This window comes from Parendozoicomonas callyspongiae (genome assembly GCF_023502345.1).
GTDB classification, from domain to species: Bacteria; Pseudomonadota; Gammaproteobacteria; order Pseudomonadales; family Endozoicomonadaceae; genus Sansalvadorimonas; species Sansalvadorimonas callyspongiae.
On the sequence record NZ_JAMFLX010000004.1, the window covers coordinates 103,604 to 128,900 of the forward strand.

Genomic DNA, 25,297 nt, shown 5'->3' on the forward strand with positions numbered 1-25,297 from the left:
TTGAACAGCAATAAGCTACTGTGGGCAATTATATACGGTGTTGTTATGGAATTGCTGTTAATTGTGAGCATCCTCCCGCGCCTTGACTAGACTTCCCCTCCGTTTCAGTCATCACTGGTACGGTGGTTTACTCTTATGTTGTCTCGCCTGCTGTTTTTCTTGAGTCTTCTGTTCAGTTTGTCCGTGGTGGCTTTTGAGCATGAAGAGAATGAACATTTCCCTCTTGGTGTTCGTTCCGGGGACCCAACCGATAGCGGTGTGGTTTTCTGGACCCGGGTGAACCCGCAGAAATGCACAGGGAGTGATCCTGTTTCACTTGAAGTTTCCAAAGATAAGTCGTTTGGAAGCCCTGTCATTAAAGAGAGTCTGCAGGTTGATCCGCTGAATGACTACACCCTTCACGTTGATCTGAATGGGCGCCTTGAGGCTGACACAGTCTATTTCTTCCGCTTTGTGCACAATGGTGTGACAAGTCGTACAGGGCGCACAAAGACGCTGCCCCAGAGAGATCAGGAACGGCCGATTAAACTGGCTGTTCTGACATGTCAGGATTACTCAACAGGGTACTTTAATGCCCATCAGATTCTGGGGGATATGGCCGAGAGAGGCGAGCTGGACCTGGCGTTCTTCGATGGTGACTTCACTTATGAATATTCATCTTATGATTCCAGTGCGGCAAAAATTATTCGGCCAATGACGTTTCCCAGCCGCAGTCCTTCAGCTATGACAGCCGAGGATTTCCGGTTTCTCTATCAAAATTATCTGAGTGACCCACAGCTGCAGTACTCACTATCTTCAATGCCCTTTGTTGTAATTCCAGATGACCATGAAGTGGCAGATAACCAGTTCTGGGACCGTGAGCGTAATCAGGCGGGTATCCCTGGCAAACGTTATAAGTTTCTTTCCCCCCTTGAAAAATCCCGGTTGATGCTGGACTCCCGCAAAGCCTGGGTGAATTACACACCTGCGCGTATCCAGGTTAATCCGATTACTGATAACCCCCAGAAGTTTGTCAAGCTCTATCGTTCATTCCGGCTGGGCAAAATGGCTGACTTCTTTGTCACCGATTCACGCAGCTACAGGGATGGAGAGCATGTTGATGCCGATGATCCAAAAAAGACCATGCTGGGTCATGAGCAGCTCGACTGGTTCAGGCATCAGCTGGCACACAGTGATGCTCACTGGCGCCTATGGGGAAATCAAACCATGTTCTCCCGGTTTGTCGCTTATGGGGAACATCTCGATATTATTCCGGATGGCCTTGTTAACACTGACCAGTGGAATGGTTTCAGGGCTGAACGTGCCATGCTCAAGCAGCAGCTGGATGACTCGAATATCCACAACCTGCTGATTTTGACCGGGGATATGCACACGTCCCTGGTATCCCAGGTGAAGCCATTTGATCAGCCCGATGCACCAGACCATCTGGCTGTGGAATTTATGACGCCATCCATTACTTCTCCCAATATGAAGGATGAAATCGGCTTTATTGGTAACTTTGACCGGATAATGGATCTGATTCGTTATTACCTGAAGGATCAAAACCACCATCTGGCGCATTTCAACAGTGAAATTCATGGGTTTGCCATTCTTACCCTGAATGCTGATGAGGTGATTTGGGATGTCTATAGCGTTCCAACCAGAGAGCGTCTCGAGAAGCCTGAAGCCACCCACGTTCTGCAGGTTAAGTATCGGGATGAAAAACTGCATATCATCTTCGACCTGACTTGAAATAATTTTGATGCTATCGTGCCTCTTGCAGGCTGGAACTCCTGACGCAGGTGAGAAATACTCCGCTGGTACAATGCAGTTTATTATGGAAATCTTTCAGGGTATTTCATGAAATTATTCCTTTTTATGGTTCTGATTGGGATCATACTCTATTGGCGTCATGACAAAGGGAGTATTCACAGCCTTTATTTTATGAGGCTTCAGGAACAGTTACAAAAATATGGTGTTTCACACCCTCGCCTAGTTCTTGATCTTGACTCTCTTGATCACAATATCGAGAGGGTCTCTGAGCATTTTGGCGATACATCGGAAGTACGCATTGTCGCCAAGTCGCTGCCATGTTTTGAACTGATAGAGTATCTGCAGGAAAAGCTTCAAACCAACAGGCTTATGGTTTTCCATCAGCCATTTCTTGTTCAACAGCTGGAACGGTTTCCCCATGCCGATATTCTGATTGGCAAACCCTTTCCCATTTCTGCCCTGCGAAAGACTCTGGAACACTCCGAGCAAATGAGTGTGGCAGCTGTTGAGCGTGTTAAGTGGCTGGTGGATAACATCGACAGGCTGAAGCAGTATCGAAAGTTAGCGATAGAGAAACAGGTCACCCTTAAAGTTGCCGTGGAACTTGATGTTGGCCTGCACAGGGGGGGGGTGGAGAAAACTGATGAGCTTAGGGTAATGCTTAAGCAGATATCAGAAGATGATGAGCATTTTCAGTTCAGTGGCTTTGTCGGATATGAGCCACATATTGGGAAAATTCCAGAACTGCTCAAGGGGCAGCGTGAACCTGCAAGAGTCAGCGCGCTTCGGCAGTATCAGGAATTCGTTGATGTGGTGAAAAACGAGTTTCCCTCTCTTTGGAACGATGACCTTTGCCTGAATGGTGGAGGCAGTATGACTTACCAGCTGTATCCTGAAAATGACCGGACACCATTCAATGAGCTGGCTCTGGGATCAGCCTTTGTTAAACCTACCGATTTCGACTTATTTAGCCTTACAGATCACAAACCAGCTATTTATATTGCTACGCCAGTCCTGAAGGTACTGGATAGGTTGCAGATTCCGGTTATGGAAAAATTGAATGGATTCTGGAAAGCCCTGACCCCAAATATGGCTCGTAGTTACTTTATCTATGGTGGCTGGTGGAAGGCTGTTCTGGAATCACCAAAGGGTTTATCAAATAATGCACTTTACGGGCGGAGTACCAACCAGGAGTTGCTGACCGGTTCAGAATCAACAGGGTTGGGAGTAGATGATTTTGTTTTTTTGCGGCCAACCCAGAGCGAGGCCGTACTTCTTCAGTTCGGCCGCATTCTGGTTGTTCGCAAGGAGCAGGTTGTTGGGGAGTGGGAATCTTTCGACCAAAGTTACTGAAGAGAAATCACTTCAGTCACCATCACAAACTCGGTGTCAGTCAGTAGCTCTGCAGAAACCCTGACGGCACCTAGTTCCTGCAGATTTCTGGCATGGGTTCCTCCGCAGGGAATAACTGCATATCCATCCTCGCCCAGATGACAATGCCAGTATCTTCTATCTGTCAGGGAGCCACCTTCACAGTTTATCTCGATGGGTGAACCCAAAGTCAGCCAGCTGTTAACCTGTTGTTCGGTTGCCGCCATAAGTTGTGGCAGATCCTGAATCATCTCTGCCGCTAGAAGACCTTTTTTGCGAATAGTCTTGCCAATCCGGTAGTGATCACGAGAGCTACCGGGCTGGATCTGGGAAGAGACAATTGCCATCTGATCAAAGTCAGGTCGGTCCAAAGCATCCTTTCTGCTTGGAATCTTGCGCCAAAAAGGAGCAATGGCTTGGTTGAGTGCCATAGCGCTTAAATGACAGGCGGTATGACCAAGGCTTAGTTGTTGCTGATAGTGCGCATCAATAGTGAGTGTGATTTCCGCACCAGTCATCAGGTTTTCAGTTTCTGGAGAACTGTCTACAAGATGTACGACAACAAATGACCATCCATCATCGCCTTTTCTGGCTGGGATATCACTCCCTACATAAAACTCGTTGCTCTCGTGTTTGATCGCTCCGGTCAGGCAGTCTTTAACCTCAAGGGTTAAGCCGTCCACCTGCAAAGAACCACGGTCAGCAGGCTGGTCAGGCCAGGTAAAATCAACAGGATGGAATGGCGTTGATTCAGCTACAACAGCAATTTTGCCGGTCTCTGTTAGCTCTGATCTGACGACGTTCGCTCGTACGGATGATTGTCGTTGTGGGAAAGTGACCTGGAACTGGTTCTCAGTAGACATTAGCAGAGCTTCAACCTGAAATAATAAACAGTGCAATCTCTACCTTAAGAGTGTTTTTTAGGTAGAACTTTACATTCTGCCTTACTTCCAGATGATCACACAGGGCATTAGAAAGTTCTAAAAATATTCCTGTTCTGGCTCAAGGCATCATAGTATCGGTTTCACTCTCTGGTGCAGTTTCAGCTGTTACGATTTCAGCCTGGCTCTCTACCCACTCAACTTTCCAGCGCTGATGTTCACACATAGATTTTTCCGGTTCTGCTTCACACTGGATCCTGAAGGTTTTTGCCAGTGTTTGAGCTAGCTCAGCCTGTTCTTTATGCATCAAGGCTTCTGCCAGTGTACCAGGGTAGATATTGCTGAAAGGGGAAATAGCAAACTCTTTGAGTAGCTTCAGGGCCCCTTTGCTTTGTGTGTTTCCGAGGATGGTGATAACTGGTTCCAGAATGGATTCTGGAAAATCCACTTTTTCAGTAAGAGCATCCTTTGCCAGCCGTTTTACGCTGGGGATAAGCTTATCAGGCTTGGTATATGCAAGAGTCCACAAAGTTTCCTGTAAAGGGTTATACATCGCATCATCTTCAGGAAATGAGTCATCATGCGATTCGAGCCAGTCTAGAAAAAGTTGGTTGATAACATCACTCAGAGCAGCTCTTGCTGTGGATGACTTGTTTTCAGCCAGCGCAGTTATAAGCTCCCGTTTAAGGCTCCTGTCTTCGGAATCCCCAACGATATAGTGACTGATCATGGAGAGACTGGCTTTATCAGTACATTTGCCTAGTGCCTGTCCAAGTGCATAAAGCCGAATGGTTTTTCTGGGGGAGGTTCCTGCAGCCTGATCCAATAGTAAACGACAGAAATCATGTCCCATTTTTTTTATCTTCGGTAATGCATCTTTATGACGGTCAATATGAAGAATGCTATCCAGTACCAATGAGAATTTCTGAGCCTGCTCTTCAGAATAACCATAATTATCCATCAAGGTAGATGCATCATATGGAGGGTATGAGGCCTGATCTGAGAGAACAGCCGGAGAAATTAACACGAATAGAAAAGGTATTGTTCTTATTAACAGCATCAATCACCCTCACCAGAATATCAGATTTTCATCGGTTATTAGATTGAGCGAAAACTATAGACTGGTTTTTTCAGGATGCTGGAAATAATTGGGTAATAAGAATTAAATTCTATAACTTATTAATAATAAAAAAATCTTTCTAAGAAGGGGAAGGAATTCCGGCGCATCTGCGCCGGAATTGAATAACCGGAATAATTAGAAACGATTACTGCGGTTATTGTTGCCAGCCGGACGGCGAGGACGTTCGGTGGCAATGCTGACACGCATATCACGTCCGCTGACTGCTGTACCATCCAGGGCCAGGGCATCTTTGGCGGACGCATCATCAGCGAAGGTTACAAAAGCAAAACCGCGGGAGCGGCCGGTTTCCCGGTCCATGATGATCTTGACTTCTTCAAGTTCACCGTACTGACCGAAAACTTCTTCCAGTTCCTGTTCGGTTGCGCGAAAAGACAGGTTGCCAATGAACAGTTTATTCTGCTGCATGCAGTGCTCCGATGATGTTATAAGAATCTATGTCTGGATACTCGTTCAGTTCACACCATCAGTGCGCAAGACTGTGGGCACAACTATCAACATTCTCCTCAAGAGCGCAACTTAACCAAAGTGAATTATGAATGCAAAACAACTCAATCGCCGTAAATACGGAAAGTTCAAAAAGTCGGGCTTGGGTCAATAGTTCGCACCAAATGTTAATTTTTCTTTATTTTAATACCTGCCTATCTGAACAGGACTATGTTAGCCTGCGCCTGTGTGCTCCCAGTTGTTTTTGAATCAGTTCTCAATGTTCAATTGAGAGCACTGGCTTTCCTTGTTGTTTTTTAAATCCCCCTGTTGAGAGATTCCTCTCAAGCATTTTTATTTGCAGGTGAAACTGTGATGCAGTATCGCACGGAAGAAGACCTTCTGGGTTCCATGGATGTTCCCGCCGAGGCTTATTATGGTATCCATACTGTTCGTGCCCTGGAAAATTTCCAGATAAGTAATGAACGTATTCAGGATAACCAGGAATTTGTTAAGGGCATGGTTCTGGCCAAGAAGGCTGCAGCCCTTGCTAACGGTGAACTGGGTACGATCGACCCAACAGTTGCTGAAGCTATAGTCAAAGCTTGTGACGTTATTCTGGAAACCGGCAAGTGTATGGATCAGTTTCCCGTTGATGTCTTCCAGGGTGGAGCGGGCACTTCCGTCAACATGAACACCAATGAAGTTCTGGCCAACCTGGCCCTGGAACTGATGGGGCATGAGAAAGGTCACTACGAAATCGTTAACCCCAACGATGATGTGAACCGGTGTCAGTCTACCAATGATGCTTATCCGACCGGATTCCGGGTTGCTCTGTTTAACAGCACCGGAAATTTGCTGTGGTCTTTGGAAAAGCTGGTTGCCGTTATTGAAGTCAAGTCCAAAGAATTTGCCGACGTTCTGAAAATGGGACGTACTCAGCTACAGGATGCTGTGCCCATGACTCTGGGGCAGGAGTTCCGTGCCTATGCAGTGACCCTGCGTGAAGAGCTGAAAAACATTCATCGCTGCCGTGAGCTGCTGCTGGAAGTCAACCTTGGTGCCACAGCTATCGGTACCGGCATCAATACGCCTTCCGAATATTCTGCTCTGGCTGTTCGTAAGCTGGCAGAAGTGACTGGCCAGCCTTACATGCAGGCCGCTGATCTGGTGGAAGCTACATCAGATTGTGGTGCTTATGTGATGTTGTCTGGCGCTGTTAAGCGCATGGCTGTGAAGATGTCCAAGATCTGTAATGATCTTCGTCTCCTTTCCTCTGGCCCCCGTGCAGGCTTGAACGAGATCAACCTGCCAGAGCGTCAGGCTGGTTCTTCCATTATGCCAGCCAAGGTTAACCCGGTGATTCCTGAGGTGGTTAACCAGATCTGCTTTAAGGTTGTGGGTAACGATATCACCATCACCATGGCTGCTGAGGCTGGACAGCTGCAGTTGAATGTTATGGAGCCGGTAATTTCCCAGAGCCTGTTCGAGTCCATGCACCTGCTGGAGCGTGGCTGTGAGACTTTGATGGATAAATGCATTGTTGGTATTACTGCTAACCGTGATGTCTGTGAGAAGCAGGTATTTGATTCTATCGGTATTGTGACCTTCCTGAATCCCTTCATTGGTCACCATGAAGGTGACATTGTGGGTCAGATCTGTGCGCAGACCGGGCGGAGTGTTCGTGATGTGGTTCTGGAGCGGAACCTGCTCTCCAAGGTAGAGCTGGACGAAATCTTCTCCGTGGAAAACATGAAGGCACCGCAATATCGCGGTAAGCGTTTTGAGGTCTCTGTTCAAGCCAGAGCTTGATCTGCCACTTTGAGTGAAATAAAAATGCCGAGCCTGTGAATATCAGGCTCGGCATTTTTTTAGGGATTTGGAGGCTATTTCTTATCTTGAAAAGGCTTTTTTGATTTTGAAGGCTGGTCCAGAACATCATCAACCAGGCTCAGAGTGTTGCTGATTACACCCGCAGTCATTGCAACAGATACCGCAACGGTATGTACGGCAATCAGGGTCAAACGATCAATAACTCGCATCCGCATTTTCCTTAATGACATGATGAGCCTCCTATTGAGTATAGGAGGCCTATCGGCATTTTTTATAGAAACTCGTGGTTGAAGCTGTGTATGTAGGGAAGATTTCTCCTTTCTTGCCGATAAGCATCGCAGAACTGAGGAGAATGTGATGCGACTATTCAAACTGTCACTCCAGCTTTTGGGGACTTTATCCCTTGCGATAGCTTCCTTGGGAGTGGTTCAGGCCGAGATGTTATCCCTGGAACAGGATGGGGCTTCCCAGATTACGAGCAGGGTAATAAATAAGAGTGCAGTATACTCATCTGTTGAAGGTGCTGATGCTCCGGTACTTTTCAGTTATCAGGGGCGGAATGGCGAGAAGGTTGTCAGTATTGGTGAGCGGTTGCCCCTGAAGGTTCGGAAGGATGGGGTTGATATGGGGATGGCTCAGCACAAGACCCAGATTGATGGCAATGAAGCTATTGCCCTGATTGATGGCAGCAGCCTCCACTTAAGTTACAGGGAACAGGTCGGTGAAAATTCAGAGCGTATACATGCCACCCTGGAGGGAAATCAGGCCCGGGAAAGTATCTGGCAGAGTGAAGTTGAGAAAGGTGATAAGCCTTTGGATATCGATCTGGAGCTTCAAACCCCTGAAGAACTCCGGGAAACCGAGCAGGATATCAACACCGCCTACAGCGGCAATCAGCCAGTTACTATTTATGTATTTGTTCACAATGATGTTAAAGAAAGCGATAAGAAACTGACCAAGGAGCTGTTCACCTGGTGGGTTGGGCAGATGAACAAGGTGAATGAACGCCATATGTCCAAAGGAAACCCATCATTGTTCAGCGAGGTGATTGTGGACTTCCGTTCAGACAACCGTATTCAGAGTTTCAACTATAAAGGAACACCGGCTGACAAACTGAAAGAGCTGGCTGTTGAATTCAGGCGTTACAAGCAGGGCAACGGTATTGTCGGCTCTTATCGCCGTAATAAATTTCTTCTTGTAACCGAACAAATGATGAACTGGCAGACGCTGGGTGTTGCCTACGTCGGAGGCCAGTATGGCATGGCCGCTGACGATGATGATCAGGTGGCTGCTCATGAGATTGGTCATATGTTCAGTGGCCTGCATGAGAATGCCGATATCTGGTACACCGGCTGGTGGTGTGAAACGGTTCTTTATTGGCAACACCTTCCTTTCAGAGCAAGTTGCCATAAGTACACCAAAAAGAATATGGATGCGATTGCAGACTATCTCGACTGATCAGTACTTCTTGTCGAACTGCCTCCGGTAGTCGCTGAATTTGGCGTTGTATGCTCAGGCAATAACATCATTCTCCACTTTCAAACATCCAGATATTGGCGGTGTTATCACAAGAGGCTGTCACAAAGCAACGTCCATCGGGGCTGAAGTGGACATTTGTTACCCAATGATCGTGCTGGACTGAGGCTTTTACCTGCCATTGGCCGTCAACAACACCCCAGATTTTGGCAGTGTTATCACAAGAAGCTGTTGCAATGTGATGCCCATCGAGGCTGAAGCAAGCGTCGTTCACGAAATTCGTATGCTGGAGGCTGGCTTTTACCTGCCATTGGCCGTCAACAAGCCCCCAGATTTTGGAGGTGTTACCAGCATAAGAGGGTGTTATAAAGTAACGTCCATCGGGGCTGAAGCAAACGTTATTCACGGGAGCCATATTCAGGATTGTGTCTTTTTCCTGCCATTGACCGTCAACAAGCCCCCAGATTTTGGCAGTTCCATCTTGAGACGCTGTTGCAATGTGATGCCCATCGAGGCTGAAGCAAGCGTTGTTCACGAAATCCGTATGCTGAATGGTGGCTTTTTCCTGCCATTGGGCATCAACAAGCCCCCAGATTTTGGCGGTTTTATCATCGGAGGCTGTCGCAAGGTCATGTCCATCGGGGCTGAAGCAGACATTTCTCACCCAATCAGTGTGCTGGATGGTGTCTTTTTCGTGCCATTGGCCGTCAACAAGCCCCCAGATTTTGGCAGTGTTATCACAAGAAGCTGTCGCAATGTGATGTCCATCGGGGCTGAAGCAAACGTTATTCACGGGAGCCATATGCAGGATTGTGTCTTTTTCCTGCCATTGACCGTCAACAAGCCCCCAGATTTTGGCAGTTCCATCTTGAGACGCTGTTGCAATGTGATGCCCATTGAGGCTGAAGCAAGCGTTGTTCACGTTACCCGTATGCTGAATGGTGGCTTTTTCCTGCCATTGGGCATCAACAAGCCTCCAGATTTTGGCGGTTTTATCATCGGAGGCTGTCACAATGTGATGTCCATCGGGACTGAAGCTGGCGGTGCGCACCCAATCAGTATGCTGGATAACGCCTACTTTTTTGCAAGTCAGACGCTCTGCCCTGGCTAAGGCTTTGGCAATGGAAAAAAATAATATCTCAGGGAGATTTTTATGCTCCCCAAGCCCGTCCAGCTGTCCGGCTAATTCTTTTCCTTTATTGCTGAAACCTGCTAGCCAACTTCTGGTGAGCGAATGGTCGTACTGAAGCGCTTGTGAAATGGGGGGACAATGGAGGTCCCGATTGAAAGAGAGAGCCTGTAGATGATTTTTATCAATAAGTTTTTTCCAGCGGGAGTTTATGCGCCTGCAAGCAGAAATACTTTTTATGTCCAGGTTGGAAAGGACTTTTACAAGCATTTCATTTGACAGATCTGCTAAACCTGTGTTGGGAGCTGGAGCTATCAGCCGTTCTTTTTCAACAGAGTAATAATCCCATCCTGTATTGTTTTTTATTTTCGCACCACTCGCATTAGAGTCTCCTGCTGGACTGGTGGTGGGTGTATCACTGTGGTAAACCTGCATTGCCATGTCCTTAAATCATTTCATCAGTTTTTCCCATTCTTAAATCCTTCGATTTTGCGGCAGTTGTTTAGTGCCTGATATCAGGTGACAAAACGGTAAGAACTCACAAGAAATGTCAGCAGCCACACTGGTTCCATATCCTTTTGATCGAGTTCCTCTCTATGCCTTGCCTCCGGTGGGACGGATGCCAAGACACTTCCACAGGGATGGAAACAATGTTCGCCTGCTTAACCAGGTTGCCAGTACACTGATGCCGGGTGTCGGTGTCTGGCTATGTCCTGAAGGGGAACATATGGTGACAGAACTGGTGGGCTAGCAGTGTTTCGTGCCTAAATGGATGGAAGTGTTCACACAATGACTTGATACTGATCGTTGAGCTGGTGATCAGTGCACTGAGTAGGTGTACACGGAGACATGTCTTTAAAATCGTCTTGTTGCAGCCCCAGACCCAGATATGGCGGAATGGTACCTTGGGGAGGTTTTGTCGATTTTTTTTCTACGACTTCGGTGTCAGACATATCTTTCAACTGCTTCAGCTTGGTGATTATATCAGCCAATATTGGTCTACCAGCAGGGTCTTTATTTAAAAGTTCCACAATAATATCGACAAAATCTGGGAATTTCGGAGGGTCATTGTCCGGGTCGTCTTCCATCGAATCCATGATCAGTTTTACTTTTTCATCGAATGATGTTTCAGCAAAATTTAGAATGCGCTTTTGAATACAGTGCATTCCCTCTTCTTCGGGAAAAATCTCTAGAAGAGTTGAAGTCTCTCTATCGAATAAGCCAGGAGGTTTGGTCGTAAGCAGGTGCATGATTGTGGCACCAACTCCCCATATATCTGTGCTCGGCCCCGGAAAGTCATGAATCACCTCCGGAGCCAGATTTGTTAGCGTTCCCCTTAAGCCGGGAGGAGAAGAATCGTGTAATAATCTTGACGAATTGAAATCAATCAGTTTTATTTCTCCTGTCTCTTTATCATAAAGTACATTGTCAGCTTTTACGTCGCAATGTATAAGCTGATGCTGCTCGTGGATGTAACGCAGAGCATCACAGAGCTGGATCGATATATTGATCATTGCTTCCAGGTCAATATCCGGAGAATTGATCAGCTGTCCTAAATTTTTACTAGGAACCAGCTCAGCAATAACAGCAGCAGTTTTAAAAAAACCAAAACCAATTTCACCATATTTTTTATTATGAAAATCATCTTCAGTGATAATGTAAAACCCTCTGTCTATTTGGCAAATCATCGCAAAAGTACGAACGATACTGATATGTTTTAACTGCAGAGCATTAAGTTCATTAAATTCATGTTCATGTTTGAATATTTTAACTACATATTTTTTCTGATCAGGTCCTGACCATTCTGAAACTATTCCTGACTGACCGCTGCCAATATCATGAACATAATTCATTCCCATAATTTTCTTCAGGTAGGTATCAAGTTTACCCACACTGATCGGCTCTGAAAGCTGCTTATTCTGTAACCAGTCTGGTATGGCTGCAACACCTTCAGTAGGTGGAGTAGCTCTGATATTCTTTAATCTCGTAATCGTCTCTATGGCTGTAGGTCTATGGGACGGGTGATACGCCGTAAGATCAGTAGCAAGCCTTGCTAATGCACCAAATTCTTTTTGCCTACAGATATGATGAAAATTATGAGCAGCTGCACATGCGATGACATTCATTTTATTTGCGACACCCAGGTTTGCAAATGCTTTCACGCATTCGACAGTTACGGTTGGAATAACCTGAGGTGTAACCGTTGAAACCTTGAAATGAGTGAATTGCTTACTGGTTGTGCTGTAATCGCCTGGCATATTTTCTGTCAGTATTTCGATTAATATAGCCCCCGCTCCCCATAGATCTGTACTCGTACTATACAGGCTCTTGCCCTGGCCCTCTCTATCCAAGAGAGCCTCTGGAGCTGCATAGTTTAAAGGCGCTACGATTGCATCTGGATCTTCTCCCCTGTTAAGGTATCTTGCCCCTTCAAAGTCAACCAGCTTTACTATTCCCGTCTCCTGATCGTATAGACAATTACCTGAATGCACATCGCAATGAACAACACCCATTTGATGCAGGTAGGCCAGTGCCTCACAAAGCTGGATCATAATATCAATGACCTTGTCCAAATAATCGGCTCGGGGAATGTAAGCAGGAAACAGCTGCTTTCCTGGCACAAATTCAGATATCACCGCAGCAATATCAGGCTCTGTACCAGAAGTATCACCGGTTATGTTTGAGTTTTTTTTGAATTCCTCTTGATAATTCTTTTCAGTCACCAGATAAAATTGGTTGTCTCTCTGGAATACAACGGCATGAGTTCGGGCGATATTCTTGTGTTTGAACAACAGGGCATAGAACTCTCCCTTGAGCAGTGAGTACATTTTTGGGCCTTTTTCTATGATTTTCACTGCATAGCTTTCTCCATCCGCGTCGAGCCATATCGAAGTATTTCCGGTTGAGCCACCCCCAATGACTCTGCTATGAGTCATCTTCACGTGGTTATCAAGATAGGTTTGAATAGATCTGCTCTCAATAGGCTTTGAAAAAACCTGATTTTGAAACCTGCAAGAGGTTTCCGCAGCAATGCTGGCGATTGGCTGGGTCGGTTTGGTTCCATTTGATGGCTGGGCCTTTGCAGGAGGAGGCGAAAAGCTTGTTGTTGTGTGGCAAGTGGCAGATGCTTCCATTAATCAAACCATGCTAAGTTATTTGTTCCATGGCTACTTTGATTGTTCATGTTGAAATTGGTTTGAACAGGGCGGTCAGTGTGACTGACACTGACCGCGTTCCTTTATGGTGTCTCCCCTTCAAAATCGATGGATAATGAAATTACATAAGGAAATTTAACTGCATGCCAGTATCCCATCGCTCTGCTCTGCCTGTTGTTTTTGGTCTCGTTATTCTCAGCCCTCTGGCTATTGATGTTTATTTACCATCATTGCCCGAAATGGTTGCTGTTTTTGGTGTTGACGAGGCAGCCATGCAGTTTACTGTTTCGCTGTTCATGATGGTTATGGGAATCGGACAGCTGATTGCTGGCCCTCTTTCCGATCACTATGGACGCAGGTTCAGTGCTCTTCTTGGAACAGCTCTTTATCTGGTTGGTAGTTTGCTCGCTTCAATATCCGCTGATATGGAGGGGCTGTACCTCGCCAGAGTTCTGCAGGCTCTCGGTGCTGCCAGTTGCTCGGTCACAGCATTTGCCTGGGTGCGAGATCACTTTGATGCCCATGAGTCTGGAAAATGGATCAGCTATATGGGAGGAATGATTGGCTGTGTTCCCACTCTTGCACCGTTTCTTGGAGGCATTCTAGCCGTCCTGTGGGGCTGGACATCCAGTTTTCTGTTTATGGCGCTGGTTGGGACTCTGATCTTTATCGGTTCTCTGATACTTATTGAGCCTGGCAAGTTGAAAGAAGACAGTGTTCAAGCATCCTCTCAGAATAACCTGAAGGCCAATATTCGCGAGATTCTGACTAATCGACAGTTCCTTCTCTACAGCTTAACCGGGACTTTAACCATGGCTGGTATTCTCGGTTATGCCACCAATGCACCAATGGTTGCTATGAATCTTGGGGGGCTTGGAGAGTTCGGTTTTGCTTTATTGTTTGGCTTTGTTGGCATAGTACAACTTCTGGCGAGTATTTCTGCGCCACATATTGCCAGCCGCATTGGACGACGGAAGACAATTGCTGCCGGAATAGTTTTGTCACTGCTTGGTGCTGTTGGTCTGGTGATGGTGCCAGCGAGTAGGCCCCTGCTTTATTTCATTCCTTCTGCTGTAGGTTGCATAGGGTTCAATATTATTTTTGGCACAGCATCTGGATTGACTCTTGAACACTTCAAGTACTGTGCAGGGCTTGCAGCTTCTATTGATGGCTGTGTTCGAATGAGTGGTGGCGGTTTGCTGGTCGCATTGATCAAAATGCTGGGCTTCAGCCTGTTTACGACAGCCGCAATAACATTTGTTCTGCTAGGGTTGCCCCTGTTCTGGATTCTGTCAGATATGCAGAAGCGAAACAGCGTGCAACCGGTTAGCAGTGAGTTTCAGAAAGCGGCCTGAGTTGTTTATGCTCTTTGTGTGCTATCAGAGAGAAGAGGGAATCTGATTGACACCGGGCTTTAGTCCACTGCTTTTTGACAGCTGAAGAGCAAACTCCCTGAACCACTGGTGAGCGGGACTCTGATGGTTCCGTTCATGCCAGTAGAGCTGATAATTCACTGGCTCGGTTGGCAGTGGAATAGGAAGGGCTGTTACCTCGTATTTCTCCTGCGCACACAGCTCCCATAGCTGGGATGAGATCAGCGCAAGATCTGTGCTTTCACAGGCGCTGGTGGCGCTGTGGAAATTATCGACGGCTGAGACGATTTTTCTGGACAGCCCATGTTTGTCTAATGTCTGATCAATAATGCATGAACGGCTGGTAACTGAGCCAATATTGATATGTCCCAATTCCAGCCAAGTCTCCAGATTCCAGTCTTCAGATAAACAAGGATGATTGTTTCTGACCAGACAGACCAGGTTGTCCTGATGCATCTGTTTGCGGTGCAGGCCGGCAATTTTATCCTGCCCACATTCCAGGTCATGTGGAATGACTGCAAAATCTATTCGCCCTGCGCTGAGTTCCTGAAGGTTTTCCAGGGAAAGGTGCTGAACCTTTAATGTCAGATTGGGTGCAGCCTTCATGATTTCCGGCATACACCATTTAAAGAAGAGATGGGATATGTTCTCTGGAAGCGCTATACGGAAATAGTGGTCACACTTTGCCGGATTAAACTCTTCAGGTTGAACAACCTGCAACAGACTGTTCAGTAGCGGTTCCAGTTCCTGCTGTATCTTGGTAGCGCGGGTTGTCGGGTTCAAACCGTGTGCTGTTCTGGTAAACAGAGGGTCATTGGTGACTTTGCGCAATTGCGCCAAATGTTTACTGACTGCTGACTGACTTATGCACAATCTGCGGGCTGCACGACTGACGCTTTGTTCTTCAAGAAGTGCCTGTAAGCATACTAGAAGGTTAAGATTTATGCGGGACAGTTGAAGTAATGGCATAGTACTGCTTATAAGATATTCCGTATAGTAAAAACGAAAATGCCATATTTTCACTTCTTTACACAAGGGGAAAACGGCAAAATTCACCCCGAGCCGATTTTGAAGGGAGTCATTTCATGCCAAAGGATTGGCGCTCAACACTTCCCATCGTGTTGTCATTGGTTGTTCTCAGTCCGCTCGCCATTGATGTTTACCTGCCCTCTTTCCCGGAGATGATGGGGGTGTTCAAGGTAAATGACAAAGCAATGCAGCTTACTGTTTCCCTGTTTATGGTCTGCGTTGGGGCAGGTCAGCTTGTAGGTGGGCCGCTGTCTGATCGTTTTGGACGACGTGCGACAGCCTTGTGGGGAACTGCAATTTATATTGTTGGCAGCCTGATCGGTGCCAGCTCTGAAACCATTTCTACTCTTTATCTCTCCAGAGCAATGCAGGGCATTGGTGCTGCAAGTTGCACTGTTACAGCTTTTGCCTGGGTGCGTGATCATTTTAATGCTATCGAGTCAGGCAAATGGATCACATACATGGGAGGGATTATTGGTGTAGTCCCAACCTTGGCACCATTACTGGGCGGGGTTTTGGCAAGCCAGTGGGGCTGGTCAGCAAATTTCCTGTTTATGGCCCTGTTTGGTGCACTGATATTTGCCGGAGTCTGGTTATTCATTCCTCCTGGGGTTTCCGGATGCATCCATGCTAAAGGAAGTCTTCAGCAGGCAAGCCTGAAAAACAGTGTTGCAGAGATTCTGGAGAACCGGCAATTCATCCTATATAGCATGGCTGGTATGCTGACTATGGGAGCAATTCTGAGCTACACCACTCATGCCCCAATTGTGGCAATGACCATGGGCGGTCTGGATGAATTTCAATTTGCGCTAGTGTTCGGTGGCCTGGGAATACTCAAGCTTTCCATCAGCCTGCTCGCGCCCGAAATCGTCAGGGTTATTGGGCGACGCCTGACCATCCTGATTGGTCTGGGGATATCGATCTCTGGTGGAGCTGGCCTCTGGTTTGTACCGGGATCAGATCCGCTGCTGTTCTTTGTTCCTGCTGCAATCGGTTATATCGGTTTCACTCTTGTTTTTGGAACAGCATCCGGTCTTACATTGGAGCCCTTCAAACATTGTTCCGGTGTGGCTGCGGCAATTGACGGCTGTGCGCGTATGGCTGGCGGAGGTCTGATTTCTGCGCTCCTGAAAGTGCTGGACTTGCAGGTATTCCACACAGTCTCTCTTTCCTATTGTCTACTCGTTATCCCTTTCTTGTTTGTGTTAAGAGATATTCTTTCCAGATCGGAGACTTCCGCTGGTACAGAAATCGATCAGGCTGCCTAAACAGCTTTTGAGACAAAGACTATGCTGTTGAGCATTGTTTTTATCGTGGAGATACCTTTTCCATCACCTTGAGGTGACAAAAGGCACTTCCCGCTCATGGCTGTTTGAGGATAAGCCCATGAAACCAGCAAGTACCAGTCATAGACGTCTGCTACTTATGATATCTCTGGCACTGACAGCAGCAGGCTGTCGTAATGAAAATCCCAGTGACGTCCAGCCTGAGTTACCTGCAGACCAGACCATTGTCTCCGAGGGTGTTCTTGTTGAGGTTTCTGCGCCAGATGACCAGGCACCGTTACCTCCTGCGGCTGATTTGATAATCCCCGGCGCAGATCAGGCTCACCAGAAAGAAATCGAAGAGATAGAAAAGAAAAATACAGTGACTCTTGAAGAGATCGAAGCCACGCTTTACTTTGGTTTTGATCAGGCCTCTTTGAGTTCAGAAGAGATGTATGATCTGAAGGCTTTGTCAGTGCAACTGAAGAAGCTACCGAATGTTGCCATTCTGATTGAGGGCCATACCGATGAGCGCGGACCTGCCATCTACAACAAGGATCTTGGTATGCGTCGTGCCAAGTCTGTAGCAGATTATCTTGAGGCGCAGGGGATCAAAAAGTCCCAGATGAAACTGAGAAGCTACGGCAGTGAAAGGCCTGCTGTTACCGGATATAACAAGGAAACCTGGGCCAGGAATCGCCGGGTTGAGCTAACGGTGGTTGCAGCCGGTTAAATCTGGCAGGCTCGTAGTTCACTAATGTGACAGTTGGCCTGCATGAGTCAGGGAAATAAGAGTTTAAAATCTGGACAATCCAGTTTTTTCTTACGCTTGTCCCTGCATGAAGAAGATCGTTGTCACTACCCAGAACCGTCGAACCATAACCGGCTACGCTGCCCGCTGCCGTAATCATCTGGTATTTATCGTACAGCCTGAACGAAAGCGTATTATCAGCAAAGAGGTTTACGAGCTTTTCAAGCAGGAAACCTGGTTTGTTACAGAGCCTGATCAATCACACCCTTTTGATGAGATGGATGCCCTTATCACTGCAGGTATGGGAAGTGGCCTTCATGCGGAGCTGGCAAAACGGGGCATTGAAGGTCTGGTAACTCACGAGAAGGATCCGGTTAAGGCGGTGAAAATGTACCTTCGGGATGAGCTGCCACTGGAGCCTATCGAAGAGTTTTATGACACGGATGATTATATTGAGGACTTGAGTCGGTTACCCAACGAGGTGCGCAACAAGTGCTGCGGTAACACTGATGTAAATGGTGGTTGCTGTGGCAGGGGCTTAAAGGGTCTTATCTGATGATTCGGAAGGCTGTATTGGTCGTATTCCACGACACATGGGATAGCGGGTACAGCCCCAGAACTGATTGCCAGCGTTTTCCCCCTGTCTGGCTGTCTGCCGCACCATGATCGAAGCACAGCGTGGACATCGGGGTGGAACCTGTTGTTTGATCAGTTCCTTCTGCTCTTTTGGTTCATTATTCTCGTGACTGGCCATTTTTCTTTCTTATAAAAAAAGGACTCACTATCAATGGTAACTGAAACTGTCCGTCCTGCTATTGGAGTGGGTGCCATTATTCTTCGCGGCAACAAAGTACTGCTGGGCCTTCGGAAGGGCAAGCATGGTGATGGCTGCTGGCAGTTTCCCGGTGGTCATCTTGAATATGGCGAAGCTATTGAAGAATGCGCACGCAGGGAGGTTTTGGAAGAAACCGGTCTTAATCTCGAAAATATTCTGATTGGCCCCTATACCAACGATGTCTTCGCTAAAGACAAAAAACACTACGTGACGCTATTTACCGTTGCTGAAAGCCATGAGGGGGAAGCCACGGTTATGGAGCCTGATAAATGCTCTGAGTGGGGGTGGTTTGAGTGGGATAAAATGCCTAAGCCTTTGTTTTTGCCTATTCGGCATCTACTTGAGAAAGGTTATAGCCCTTTTCTGAAATCATGAGAGAGAGCGCTAGTTAAAGAATTTGGCAAAGCCTTCTACGTTGTATCGGGTGAACAGTGTGCTCTCGTTGGGTATCTCTTAGTTTTTTCAAACCCTCGTGATCCTTTTGCCGATGAAACACTGCTGCACCTTTCTTTGCCGGAATGGTTTGTGTTCTGCTTTGAGAAGGTGCCGGTTTGATTATTTCTGTGGTTTCAGCCATTGCCTCAGGAAGTTCGCATTTACAACCTGAATCATCGTGGTCGTAAGGATCGAAATGAAGGCAAACCAAAAAACAAGACTGGTCATAGTGGCCAAAGTCTGTGACCAGCATCATGTTTCCCACATGTCCACACTGAAAACTGCTGTCATCAACAAAAACTATGCTGGCATAAGGTCTTCCCTGTGTTTCCTCGGCAACCTTTATGGCTTGTTTCACATAGGTGGGTTTGGCGTTTGCAGACGTATAGATGATGTTGTTTTTGATTAGGAATGAATCTTTCTGAAAGTTTGCTAACCCCGTTTTGATATCATCAGCCTTTTCATCAATATGTGAAGGGTTTGTTTCACTGACCAGGTTGCGGTTTCAGCAGTCCTTTCAGGCACGTATGAACGCTGCAAACTTGGATCCTTAATGATTGTGCTGTTGATATCTGTCAGTAAAAGACAAGGTAGTACTGTGTGTCCGAGACATTACCTTAATGTCAGGGATGCCTTTACAGATGTGGAAAAGGCATCACTGTTGATTTGAGAGGGGGGGAGGTTGATAAATCAGGCTTTGGATCGGGACTTTTTCTTTTTGGTAGTCTTCTCTGCCTTTTTCTCCTCTTCCTCTGCCCGGCGGGCTTCCATTATGATTTTCTGGGCTTCGATCATTTCTGGCGTTTCCAGAGTCAGGCGACCCAGTGCTCCACTGCGAAAATCATTAATCAGAATCTCAGCGACCTTATGGGTATCGGCAAAGCCTCCTTTACGCATACAGCCGCGACGTCTGCCAATATCGTCAAAGATCTCAATGGCAGACATTGGAATTTCATCCAGGTTGTAGCGTTTACGCAGAATATCCGGATGAGCTTCCATCAGGTACTCGACCAGGAACATACCCACATCTTCAAACTCAAGAACGGTATTCTTGATGGCACCAGTTACTGCCAGACGGTAACCACACTCTTCCGGTTCCAGTTTTGGCCAGAGAAATCCGGGAGTGTCGTGCAGAACGATATTATTTGGCAGCTTGATGCGTTGCTGTGCTTTGGTCACAGCAGGCTCATTACCGGTTTTGGCAATAATGCGGTTTGCCAGATTATTTATAGTGGTTGATTTGCCAACATTGGGAATGCCAAGAATAAGCGCACGCAGAGGTGTTCCTTCAAAGTTCCTGTGCGGCAGCATCTGCGGACAGATATTCAGCAATTCACGAACTTTCTGGGGTTCATGCTGAGTCATTGGAATAGCACGAATCCCCTGTTCCTTTTCCATTGCCTGTTGCCACTGTCGGGTGGCAACAGGATCTGCCAGGTCAGCTTTATTCAGGATTTTTATGCAGGGAGTATCTTTTCGCAGAGATGGTACCAGTGGGTTCTCACTGCTGAAGGGAATACGGGCATCCAGCACCTCGATAATAAGATCCACCTGAGGCATAAGCTCTCGGATCTCTTTTCGAGCCTTGTGCATGTGTCCGGGGTACCAGTTGATCGCCATCTAGGGATTCTCTGAAGCAAAACCTCTATTTTAACGACTGCCGGGCCGAGTGTCTTTTATCTGTAAAGCAGAGTTTTGAGATGCCTGGATTTTCTAGAGGAAACCATGTCAGGAATCTTCAGCATTCTCATTCTGAAGAGCTTTTTCTTTTGCTTCTCTTTCTTCTCGTGCCAGCCTTGCTTTTTCTCCAAGGCTGATCTGACCGCTGACCCCGGAAGGGATCTCATCGATCGCGCCACCAGATTTAAGGAATGCAGCCGTTTGTTCTGCAATGGAGAGACTTGTTTCTGTGGCTGCAGGGCCGCTTTTCTTCAGGCTGATAGTATTGATGTTCTTCTTCGACATAAGTGATGGGCCCTTTAAATCCGTAGGGTGAGTGAGTATAGGCCAGTACACAGGATTCTGAGACTTGGGTTTGTAACTCTATGGGAGAGAGTGTTGTTCCTTTAAGATTGTCAGTGAGCAAGATTAAATCTTGTAACTTTTCGCAGAAAAATGTGGAAGCTTAATTCAAGACGAGAACCCAAATTTTTATTACTGACTGGAATTTATTTACATCGTTTTATTAATCAAATCCACGATATCAGTTCAAATATTGTTAACACGGAACTGATGTTGAGTCCTCTTTAGCAGGGGTATATCCAGATGATGATCCATAATCAAGTGCTTCGCCGGTTTTATCCTTAATGCACCAAAGCAATGGGAGGGTAATCAGACTCAGCAGGGAGAGGTATATGCCCGTTGCCCAGAGTAAACCGGTTACCTGAGCCAGATACAGTGCAATAAGTGATGTAGTCCCACCAAAACAGATGATGGCCACGCTATATGGAATATTAGTTCCCATCATTCTTAGGGAGTGAGGCTAGATTTCCGAGTACAGCGGGCTGCTGCTACCGGGAATCAGCCCCCAACGACAGCACTGAAAACTGGCCGAGGGCACATAGCAGGATCTTGTCCTGACTCATCAGCATCATAAGAGGGATGCCGACTATGGCAAGTGCTGAAAGACTGGCCAGATAGGTTATTCTGTGGCCGACATGATCCGCTATCCAGCCCCTAAATCCATCATGCCTAAACAAAAGTTAATTTTTTCTACAAAATTCTCTGGTTTGTTTGCCCAGTGTCATAAACAGATGTGGGCATCGCTATTAGGATGCTGCGTTGATACCCCCATGCCGTTCTGCGCCGCACTCCCCTTTGGGCGACAAGTGTAAGTAAGGCAGACAATTCTTGGCAATCTAGCCATGAGAGGTTATAGCAGGGCAGTGAACTCACATTTCAGCGTGAGCCTGCAATTCCTTTCATGGAACAACAGGAGCACGCAATTATGGCTATCAAGATGAACATGGAAGTAATGGAACTTATGTTCTACTACTGGCAGGCCACCAGTGAGCGGGAAAAGGTTGGTGAAGCCTACCTGGCCACTATCGCCAATAACGCCGAAATGGAAAAGATCTACACCGAAGAATTCACCGGTGAATCAGTTCGCCGTGCCCTGAGCGCGATCACCAACCGTGAGATCTTCAGCGCTGAGAGCAAGAAAGAGTCCCGCTTCTGGAATAACAACATGTGGGCTATGGAAGACATGGGCCTGATGGAAGCGATGATGGCTCCCCTGAAGGTCATGAACCTGGATGACGTTAAGGTCGCAGGTGATCTGGACGTTGTTATCCTGCCTATGCACATGGATACCTTCTACAAGAAAGATGGCCAGCTGTTCATCAATTTCTTCCGCATCCAGGCTGACATCATCGAAGGCGGCCCGCTGAAGATTGAAGATACTGAAATCAAGGCATGGATTGAGAAAATTGCTGCTTGACAGGCTGACTTTCTGACCATTTTGAGGATACAAAACAACGAGTTATCGACTTTGTATCCTCATTACTCTCCTTTCACGGCATTTCCTTTTATTTATTCTTCCTATTGAGAGTACCATTTCTCGATCTCTTCTCTCCCTATTCAACCCATTGATCACCATTCAGTTAACTACGAGAACTATAATGGTGTTCTGAATCAGCTTGCCAAGAAGATAAATACCCCAATTCGGGACAGCTTCTTTCAGAAACGGGAAAAAGAACTAGTATCTAGGCGTTCCGGCAAAGAAACCATGTTATGAGTAGGGATTATATTGTGGGAAAAGCAGAGTTGGGTAACAGGGGTGAGATAGACAGGAGGTATATATATTGGCGCCTGCATGTATTCCTTGGAATCTATGTGGGTTACGCAGCTTACTACATAACCAGAAAGTCATTTACCTATATCACACCTGCTCTGATTCAGGATCTTGGCCTTGAGAAAGCGGATATTGGCCTGATCGGAACGCTGTTCTACTTCACCTATGGTGCCAGCAAATTTGTTAGTGGCATTATAAGTGATCATTCCAATCCTCGCTATTTCATGCCCATCGGATTATTTATTACCGGTCTGATTAATATTTTCTTTGGTATGAGCTCATCCTTTGTAGCCTTTGCCTGTTTGTGGACGTTGAATGCTTTTTTCCAGGGATGGGGATGGCCGCCCTGTTCCAAGATACTGACATCCTGGTATTCAAGAAATGAACGGGGCTTCTGGTGGGGGGTATGGAACACAACACACAATGTTGGAGGAGCTATTGCCCCCGTGTTGCTGGGATGGCTGGTTGTGCATCTGGGCTGGCAGTATGGCATGCAGGCTGCTGGCATTGTGGCCCTGGTAATGACGGCTTTTGTGTTTCTAAAAATACGGGATAAACCCCAGACTATGGGACTTCCCACAGTCGGGCACTGGCGGGGAGACGAACAGGAAATTGCCCATGAGCAGGAAGGCAAGGGGCTGGGAAGCAAAGACATACTGTTTCACTACGTTTTGAATAATCGCAAGCTCTGGCTGCTGGCTCTGACTTACGTGCTGATATATATCGTGCGGGTTTCCATCAGTGACTGGGGCAACCTTTATCTGACAGAAGAGCATGGCTATTCACTTATTATGGCTAACTCGGCTCTCTCAGCTTCTGAAATTGGTGGTTTCCTGGGATGTATCGTTGCTGGCTGGGGCTCTGACTGGTGGTTCAGGGGGAACCGTGCTCCCATGAACTTTATTTTTGGTATTGGCGTTGTGGCTGCAGTTATCGGGCTATGGGCGATACCTGAAGCCGGTTACTTCATGCAGCTGGTTCTATTCTTCTTAATCGGCTTCTTTATCTATGGTCCACAACTTTTGATTGGCATGGCTGCTGTTGAGTGCTCCCACAAAAATGCTGCAGGAGCAGCTAATGGTTTCGTCAGTCTTTTTGCTTATGTTGGAGCCGCTCTGGCTGGTTACCCTGTTGCCAAAATCATGGAATCTTCTGGGTGGGACGGTTTTTTTATCACTCTTACAGTGTGTTCATCCATGGTCATAATACTATTCATTCCCTTTCTGTTACCTAACGGGCACTTTAACTCAACCCAAAGAGATTAAAAAGCACGATTTTATGAGTGATTCTTTAAACTTGAGTTCTCATTCTTCCTCATGACTTTCATGCTGTGAGCCCGGCCCCTCACAACAGCCCGGTTAGGCAGTCTATCACAATGAGAGTACAACGCTGTTTTTTTTGTCTGAGTCATTATCGAAACTTGACCAGAGACTATCAGCCGTTATGCAACAACGAACAACAGCTATTTCCCGCACACAGGCAATGCCCCTGGAAGTGATACCAGAGCGTTCAAACGTGCTTGCTCGCAGTAGTAGTGATGGACACACAGTCACCAGAGAGTCAGGCGATAGTCAGGTCTTTATATCGATGATTTTTGATTGCTGGCGACTTGTCAAAGTATACCTTTCTGCCAGGGACGTTCTGGCACTGCGGCACACTTGCCAGTACTTCTTCACCAAAGCGAGAAAAGAGCACCCCGTACCGGGCTTATCGTCTGAACCCTGCCGCGCCAAGACTCAAGATCGTACCTATGAGCACTTTGAGCTGGACGGCTCACTGATAGTTAACGACTTGGACCCTTTTGGTCTCAGCCGGAATCAAATCATTACCAATTTTCTTGTGGAAAGGTACTTCACCCGACACCCAGGGGTTCAGTCCGTATACCGTAAGAGAATGGTACCACAATGCCTCCATCATAAAGATCAATATCCGAGGAATGTTGAGAGATGGATAAGTAAACACTTTGATGAGCAAGAAAAAGTATGGGCCATGAGTGACGTATTAAGACAAGGTGCCCTGTCGCGACGTTTAAGCAACAGTACCCATGAAATAGAAAGTGTCACCACCCTTTCAGGGTTCTCAGGCGGAATCATTTGCATGACTATCGCCTCCGGTGGACGGGTGATCTCCGGCTCTAGTGGTAATACCCTGACTGTCTGGAACCTGACCAAACCTTTGAGGAAGCAGCCTATCACCAGCCTGAAAGTGCATTCTGACTGGATCTATCGCGTGTCCACTCTCCCCAATGGATGGGTGGTTTCCGGCTCATATGATACAAATCTGAAAGTCTGGGATCTGACAGAAACTCCGAAGGTGCAGTGTGTCGCCACCCTGAGAGGGCACTCCAGCGGGGCTACTTGCATAACCACCACCCCTGAAGGGTTGGTGATTTCCGGCTCATATGATGGAACCCTGAAAGTCTGGGATCTGGCCAGAGCCGGGGGGCTGTGTGTCGCCACTCTGAAAGGGCACTCAGACAAGATCATTTGCATGACCATCACTTCTGAAGGGCTGGTGATTTCCGGTTCTGATGATACAACCCTGAAAGTCTGGGATCTCTATCAGTCCATTAATCCGGACATGGAGTGGTTAGAACGGAAGAAACCGTGACGGGCGCGAGGTAACTTTTAAACAACAAGCAACAAGCAACAAGCA

24 protein-coding genes are annotated in these 25,297 nt (G+C 46.9%); 13 read left to right on the forward strand and 11 right to left on the reverse strand.

The genetic code is table 11. The features are described 5' to 3' along the window. Positions 1–135: 135 nt before the first annotated feature. Both M3P05_RS04300 and M3P05_RS04305 read left to right on the forward strand, forming a co-directional pair. The gene (locus M3P05_RS04300; RefSeq protein ID WP_249698083.1) at positions 136–1,731 is read left to right on the forward strand and encodes an alkaline phosphatase D family protein; all 1,596 of its coding nucleotides are present in this window, start codon (positions 136–138) and stop codon (positions 1,729–1,731) included. A gap of 108 nt (positions 1,732–1,839) precedes the next feature. Then, positions 1,840–3,105, forward strand: a complete 1,266-nt coding sequence (locus tag M3P05_RS04305) for an alanine racemase (RefSeq protein WP_249698085.1) — start codon at positions 1,840–1,842, stop codon at positions 3,103–3,105. On the opposite strand, the gene M3P05_RS04310 is transcribed toward M3P05_RS04305, so the two are convergent. The 3 genes from M3P05_RS04310 to M3P05_RS04320 form a co-directional block, all read right to left on the reverse strand. Next, positions 3,099–3,986 (reverse strand): alanyl-tRNA editing protein, encoded by an 888-nt coding sequence (locus M3P05_RS04310; RefSeq protein WP_249698087.1) that lies wholly within the window; start codon positions 3,984–3,986, stop codon positions 3,099–3,101. The two genes, M3P05_RS04305 and M3P05_RS04310, sit on opposite strands and share 7 nt — an antisense overlap. A gap of 139 nt (positions 3,987–4,125) precedes the next feature. After that, entirely contained in the window at positions 4,126–4,965 is an 840-nt protein-coding gene (locus tag M3P05_RS04315; RefSeq protein WP_249698090.1) for a hypothetical protein, read from the reverse strand. A gap of 294 nt (positions 4,966–5,259) precedes the next feature. Then, a complete protein-coding gene (locus tag M3P05_RS04320; protein WP_249698091.1) occupies positions 5,260–5,550 on the reverse strand; it encodes an RNA recognition motif domain-containing protein in 291 nt (96 codons plus the stop codon). Positions 5,551–5,943: 393 nt separating this feature from the next. Between M3P05_RS04320 and aspA the strand changes: the two genes are divergently transcribed. Next, a complete protein-coding gene (gene aspA / locus M3P05_RS04325; RefSeq protein ID WP_249698093.1) occupies positions 5,944–7,380 on the forward strand; it encodes an aspartate ammonia-lyase in 1,437 nt (478 codons plus the stop codon). A 74-nt stretch (positions 7,381–7,454) separates the two neighbouring features. Here the strand turns inward: aspA and M3P05_RS04330 are convergent, their stop codons facing one another. After that, on the reverse strand, positions 7,455–7,631 hold the full coding sequence (locus M3P05_RS04330) for a hypothetical protein (protein WP_249698095.1): 177 nt from the start codon (positions 7,629–7,631) through the stop codon (positions 7,455–7,457). 127 nt (positions 7,632–7,758) lie between these two features. Between M3P05_RS04330 and M3P05_RS04335 the strand changes: the two genes are divergently transcribed. Beyond that, positions 7,759–8,859, forward strand: coding sequence for a hypothetical protein (locus M3P05_RS04335; protein ID WP_249698096.1), 1,101 nt, complete (start codon positions 7,759–7,761; stop codon positions 8,857–8,859). Positions 8,860–8,926: 67 nt separating this feature from the next. Here the strand turns inward: M3P05_RS04335 and M3P05_RS04340 are convergent, their stop codons facing one another. Next, the gene (locus tag M3P05_RS04340) at positions 8,927–10,447 is read right to left on the reverse strand and encodes an F-box/WD repeat-containing protein (RefSeq protein ID WP_332841995.1); all 1,521 of its coding nucleotides are present in this window, start codon (positions 10,445–10,447) and stop codon (positions 8,927–8,929) included. A gap of 106 nt (positions 10,448–10,553) precedes the next feature. Here M3P05_RS04340 and M3P05_RS04345 point away from each other — a divergent pair, with 106 nt between their 5' ends. After that, positions 10,554–10,757 carry a hypothetical protein gene (locus M3P05_RS04345; RefSeq protein WP_249698100.1) on the forward strand — a complete coding sequence of 68 codons (204 nt, stop codon included), beginning with the start codon at positions 10,554–10,556 and terminating at the stop codon, positions 10,755–10,757. Positions 10,758–10,788: 31 nt separating this feature from the next. Here the strand turns inward: M3P05_RS04345 and M3P05_RS04350 are convergent, their stop codons facing one another. After that, positions 10,789–13,140: a protein kinase domain-containing protein gene (locus M3P05_RS04350; RefSeq protein ID WP_249698102.1), complete on the reverse strand. Its 2,352-nt coding sequence runs from the start codon at positions 13,138–13,140 to the stop codon at positions 10,789–10,791. 164 nt (positions 13,141–13,304) lie between these two features. Here M3P05_RS04350 and M3P05_RS04355 point away from each other — a divergent pair, with 164 nt between their 5' ends. Beyond that, the gene (locus tag M3P05_RS04355; protein ID WP_249698104.1) at positions 13,305–14,516 is read left to right on the forward strand and encodes a multidrug effflux MFS transporter; all 1,212 of its coding nucleotides are present in this window, start codon (positions 13,305–13,307) and stop codon (positions 14,514–14,516) included. 24 nt (positions 14,517–14,540) lie between these two features. Here M3P05_RS04355 and M3P05_RS04360 read toward each other — a convergent pair whose 3' ends face one another. Further along, a complete protein-coding gene (locus tag M3P05_RS04360; protein WP_249698105.1) occupies positions 14,541–15,503 on the reverse strand; it encodes a LysR family transcriptional regulator in 963 nt (320 codons plus the stop codon). Positions 15,504–15,619: 116 nt separating this feature from the next. On the opposite strand from M3P05_RS04360, the gene M3P05_RS04365 reads away from it, so the two are divergent. From M3P05_RS04365 to M3P05_RS04375, 3 genes are all read left to right on the forward strand, one after another. Next, positions 15,620–16,831 carry a multidrug effflux MFS transporter gene (locus M3P05_RS04365; protein ID WP_249698107.1) on the forward strand — a complete coding sequence of 404 codons (1,212 nt, stop codon included), beginning with the start codon at positions 15,620–15,622 and terminating at the stop codon, positions 16,829–16,831. A 118-nt stretch (positions 16,832–16,949) separates the two neighbouring features. Further along, positions 16,950–17,561 (forward strand): OmpA family protein, encoded by a 612-nt coding sequence (locus M3P05_RS04370; protein WP_249698109.1) that lies wholly within the window; start codon positions 16,950–16,952, stop codon positions 17,559–17,561. A gap of 106 nt (positions 17,562–17,667) precedes the next feature. After that, the gene (locus M3P05_RS04375; RefSeq protein WP_249698111.1) at positions 17,668–18,135 is read left to right on the forward strand and encodes a NifB/NifX family molybdenum-iron cluster-binding protein; all 468 of its coding nucleotides are present in this window, start codon (positions 17,668–17,670) and stop codon (positions 18,133–18,135) included. Here M3P05_RS04375 and M3P05_RS04380 read toward each other — a convergent pair. Further along, positions 18,118–18,333: a topoisomerase DNA-binding C4 zinc finger domain-containing protein gene (locus M3P05_RS04380; RefSeq protein WP_249698113.1), complete on the reverse strand. Its 216-nt coding sequence runs from the start codon at positions 18,331–18,333 to the stop codon at positions 18,118–18,120. The two genes, M3P05_RS04375 and M3P05_RS04380, sit on opposite strands and share 18 nt — an antisense overlap. Positions 18,334–18,366: 33 nt before the next feature. Here M3P05_RS04380 and M3P05_RS04385 point away from each other — a divergent pair, with 33 nt between their 5' ends. Then, positions 18,367–18,789, forward strand: a complete 423-nt coding sequence (locus M3P05_RS04385) for a nucleotide triphosphate diphosphatase NUDT15 (protein WP_249698115.1) — start codon at positions 18,367–18,369, stop codon at positions 18,787–18,789. A gap of 13 nt (positions 18,790–18,802) precedes the next feature. Here the strand turns inward: M3P05_RS04385 and M3P05_RS04390 are convergent, their stop codons facing one another. The 3 genes from M3P05_RS04390 to M3P05_RS04400 all read right to left on the reverse strand — a co-directional run bounded on the left by M3P05_RS04390 (position 18,803) and on the right by M3P05_RS04400 (position 20,814). After that, on the reverse strand, positions 18,803–19,105 hold the full coding sequence (locus M3P05_RS04390; protein WP_249698117.1) for a hypothetical protein: 303 nt from the start codon (positions 19,103–19,105) through the stop codon (positions 18,803–18,805). A 434-nt stretch (positions 19,106–19,539) separates the two neighbouring features. Continuing rightward, on the reverse strand, positions 19,540–20,469 hold the full coding sequence (gene ylqF / locus M3P05_RS04395) for a ribosome biogenesis GTPase YlqF (protein WP_249698119.1): 930 nt from the start codon (positions 20,467–20,469) through the stop codon (positions 19,540–19,542). A gap of 108 nt (positions 20,470–20,577) precedes the next feature. Next, the gene (locus tag M3P05_RS04400) at positions 20,578–20,814 is read right to left on the reverse strand and encodes a hypothetical protein (RefSeq protein ID WP_249698121.1); all 237 of its coding nucleotides are present in this window, start codon (positions 20,812–20,814) and stop codon (positions 20,578–20,580) included. Between the two features lie 982 nt (positions 20,815–21,796). Here M3P05_RS04400 and M3P05_RS04405 point away from each other — a divergent pair. The 3 genes from M3P05_RS04405 (at position 21,797) to M3P05_RS04415 (ending at position 25,252) form a co-directional block, all read left to right on the forward strand. Next, entirely contained in the window at positions 21,797–22,288 is a 492-nt protein-coding gene (locus M3P05_RS04405; protein WP_249698122.1) for a TDE2712 family protein, read from the forward strand. Between the two features lie 293 nt (positions 22,289–22,581). Next, positions 22,582–23,907, forward strand: a complete 1,326-nt coding sequence (gene uhpC / locus M3P05_RS04410) for an MFS transporter family glucose-6-phosphate receptor UhpC (RefSeq protein WP_249698124.1) — start codon at positions 22,582–22,584, stop codon at positions 23,905–23,907. Positions 23,908–24,085: 178 nt separating this feature from the next. Continuing rightward, positions 24,086–25,252, forward strand: a complete 1,167-nt coding sequence (locus M3P05_RS04415) for a WD40 repeat domain-containing protein (RefSeq protein ID WP_249698126.1) — start codon at positions 24,086–24,088, stop codon at positions 25,250–25,252. Positions 25,253–25,297 lie beyond the last annotated feature (45 nt).

Coding starts and splice junctions, on each gene's coding strand:
- M3P05_RS04300 (WP_249698083.1), top strand. CDS start 136: ATGTTGTCTCGCCTGCTGTTTTTCTTGAGTCTTCTGTTCAGTTTGTCC.
- M3P05_RS04305 (WP_249698085.1), top strand. CDS start 1,840: ATGAAATTATTCCTTTTTATGGTTCTGATTGGGATCATACTCTATTGG.
- M3P05_RS04310 (WP_249698087.1), bottom strand. CDS start 3,986: ATGTCTACTGAGAACCAGTTCCAGGTCACTTTCCCACAACGACAATCA.
- M3P05_RS04315 (WP_249698090.1), bottom strand. CDS start 4,965: ATGGATAATTATGGTTATTCTGAAGAGCAGGCTCAGAAATTCTCATTG.
- M3P05_RS04320 (WP_249698091.1), bottom strand. CDS start 5,550: ATGCAGCAGAATAAACTGTTCATTGGCAACCTGTCTTTTCGCGCAACC.
- aspA (WP_249698093.1), top strand. CDS start 5,944: ATGCAGTATCGCACGGAAGAAGACCTTCTGGGTTCCATGGATGTTCCC.
- M3P05_RS04330 (WP_249698095.1), bottom strand. CDS start 7,631: ATGTCATTAAGGAAAATGCGGATGCGAGTTATTGATCGTTTGACCCTG.
- M3P05_RS04335 (WP_249698096.1), top strand. CDS start 7,759: ATGCGACTATTCAAACTGTCACTCCAGCTTTTGGGGACTTTATCCCTT.
- M3P05_RS04340 (WP_332841995.1), bottom strand. CDS start 10,447: ATGGCAATGCAGGTTTACCACAGTGATACACCCACCACCAGTCCAGCA.
- M3P05_RS04345 (WP_249698100.1), top strand. CDS start 10,554: ATGTCAGCAGCCACACTGGTTCCATATCCTTTTGATCGAGTTCCTCTC.
- M3P05_RS04350 (WP_249698102.1), bottom strand. CDS start 13,140: ATGGAAGCATCTGCCACTTGCCACACAACAACAAGCTTTTCGCCTCCT.
- M3P05_RS04355 (WP_249698104.1), top strand. CDS start 13,305: ATGCCAGTATCCCATCGCTCTGCTCTGCCTGTTGTTTTTGGTCTCGTT.
- M3P05_RS04360 (WP_249698105.1), bottom strand. CDS start 15,503: ATGCCATTACTTCAACTGTCCCGCATAAATCTTAACCTTCTAGTATGC.
- M3P05_RS04365 (WP_249698107.1), top strand. CDS start 15,620: ATGCCAAAGGATTGGCGCTCAACACTTCCCATCGTGTTGTCATTGGTT.
- M3P05_RS04370 (WP_249698109.1), top strand. CDS start 16,950: ATGAAACCAGCAAGTACCAGTCATAGACGTCTGCTACTTATGATATCT.
- M3P05_RS04375 (WP_249698111.1), top strand. CDS start 17,668: ATGAAGAAGATCGTTGTCACTACCCAGAACCGTCGAACCATAACCGGC.
- M3P05_RS04380 (WP_249698113.1), bottom strand. CDS start 18,333: ATGGCCAGTCACGAGAATAATGAACCAAAAGAGCAGAAGGAACTGATC.
- M3P05_RS04385 (WP_249698115.1), top strand. CDS start 18,367: ATGGTAACTGAAACTGTCCGTCCTGCTATTGGAGTGGGTGCCATTATT.
- M3P05_RS04390 (WP_249698117.1), bottom strand. CDS start 19,105: ATGATGCTGGTCACAGACTTTGGCCACTATGACCAGTCTTGTTTTTTG.
- ylqF (WP_249698119.1), bottom strand. CDS start 20,469: ATGGCGATCAACTGGTACCCCGGACACATGCACAAGGCTCGAAAAGAG.
- M3P05_RS04400 (WP_249698121.1), bottom strand. CDS start 20,814: ATGTCGAAGAAGAACATCAATACTATCAGCCTGAAGAAAAGCGGCCCT.
- M3P05_RS04405 (WP_249698122.1), top strand. CDS start 21,797: ATGGCTATCAAGATGAACATGGAAGTAATGGAACTTATGTTCTACTAC.
- uhpC (WP_249698124.1), top strand. CDS start 22,582: ATGAGTAGGGATTATATTGTGGGAAAAGCAGAGTTGGGTAACAGGGGT.
- M3P05_RS04415 (WP_249698126.1), top strand. CDS start 24,086: ATGCAACAACGAACAACAGCTATTTCCCGCACACAGGCAATGCCCCTG.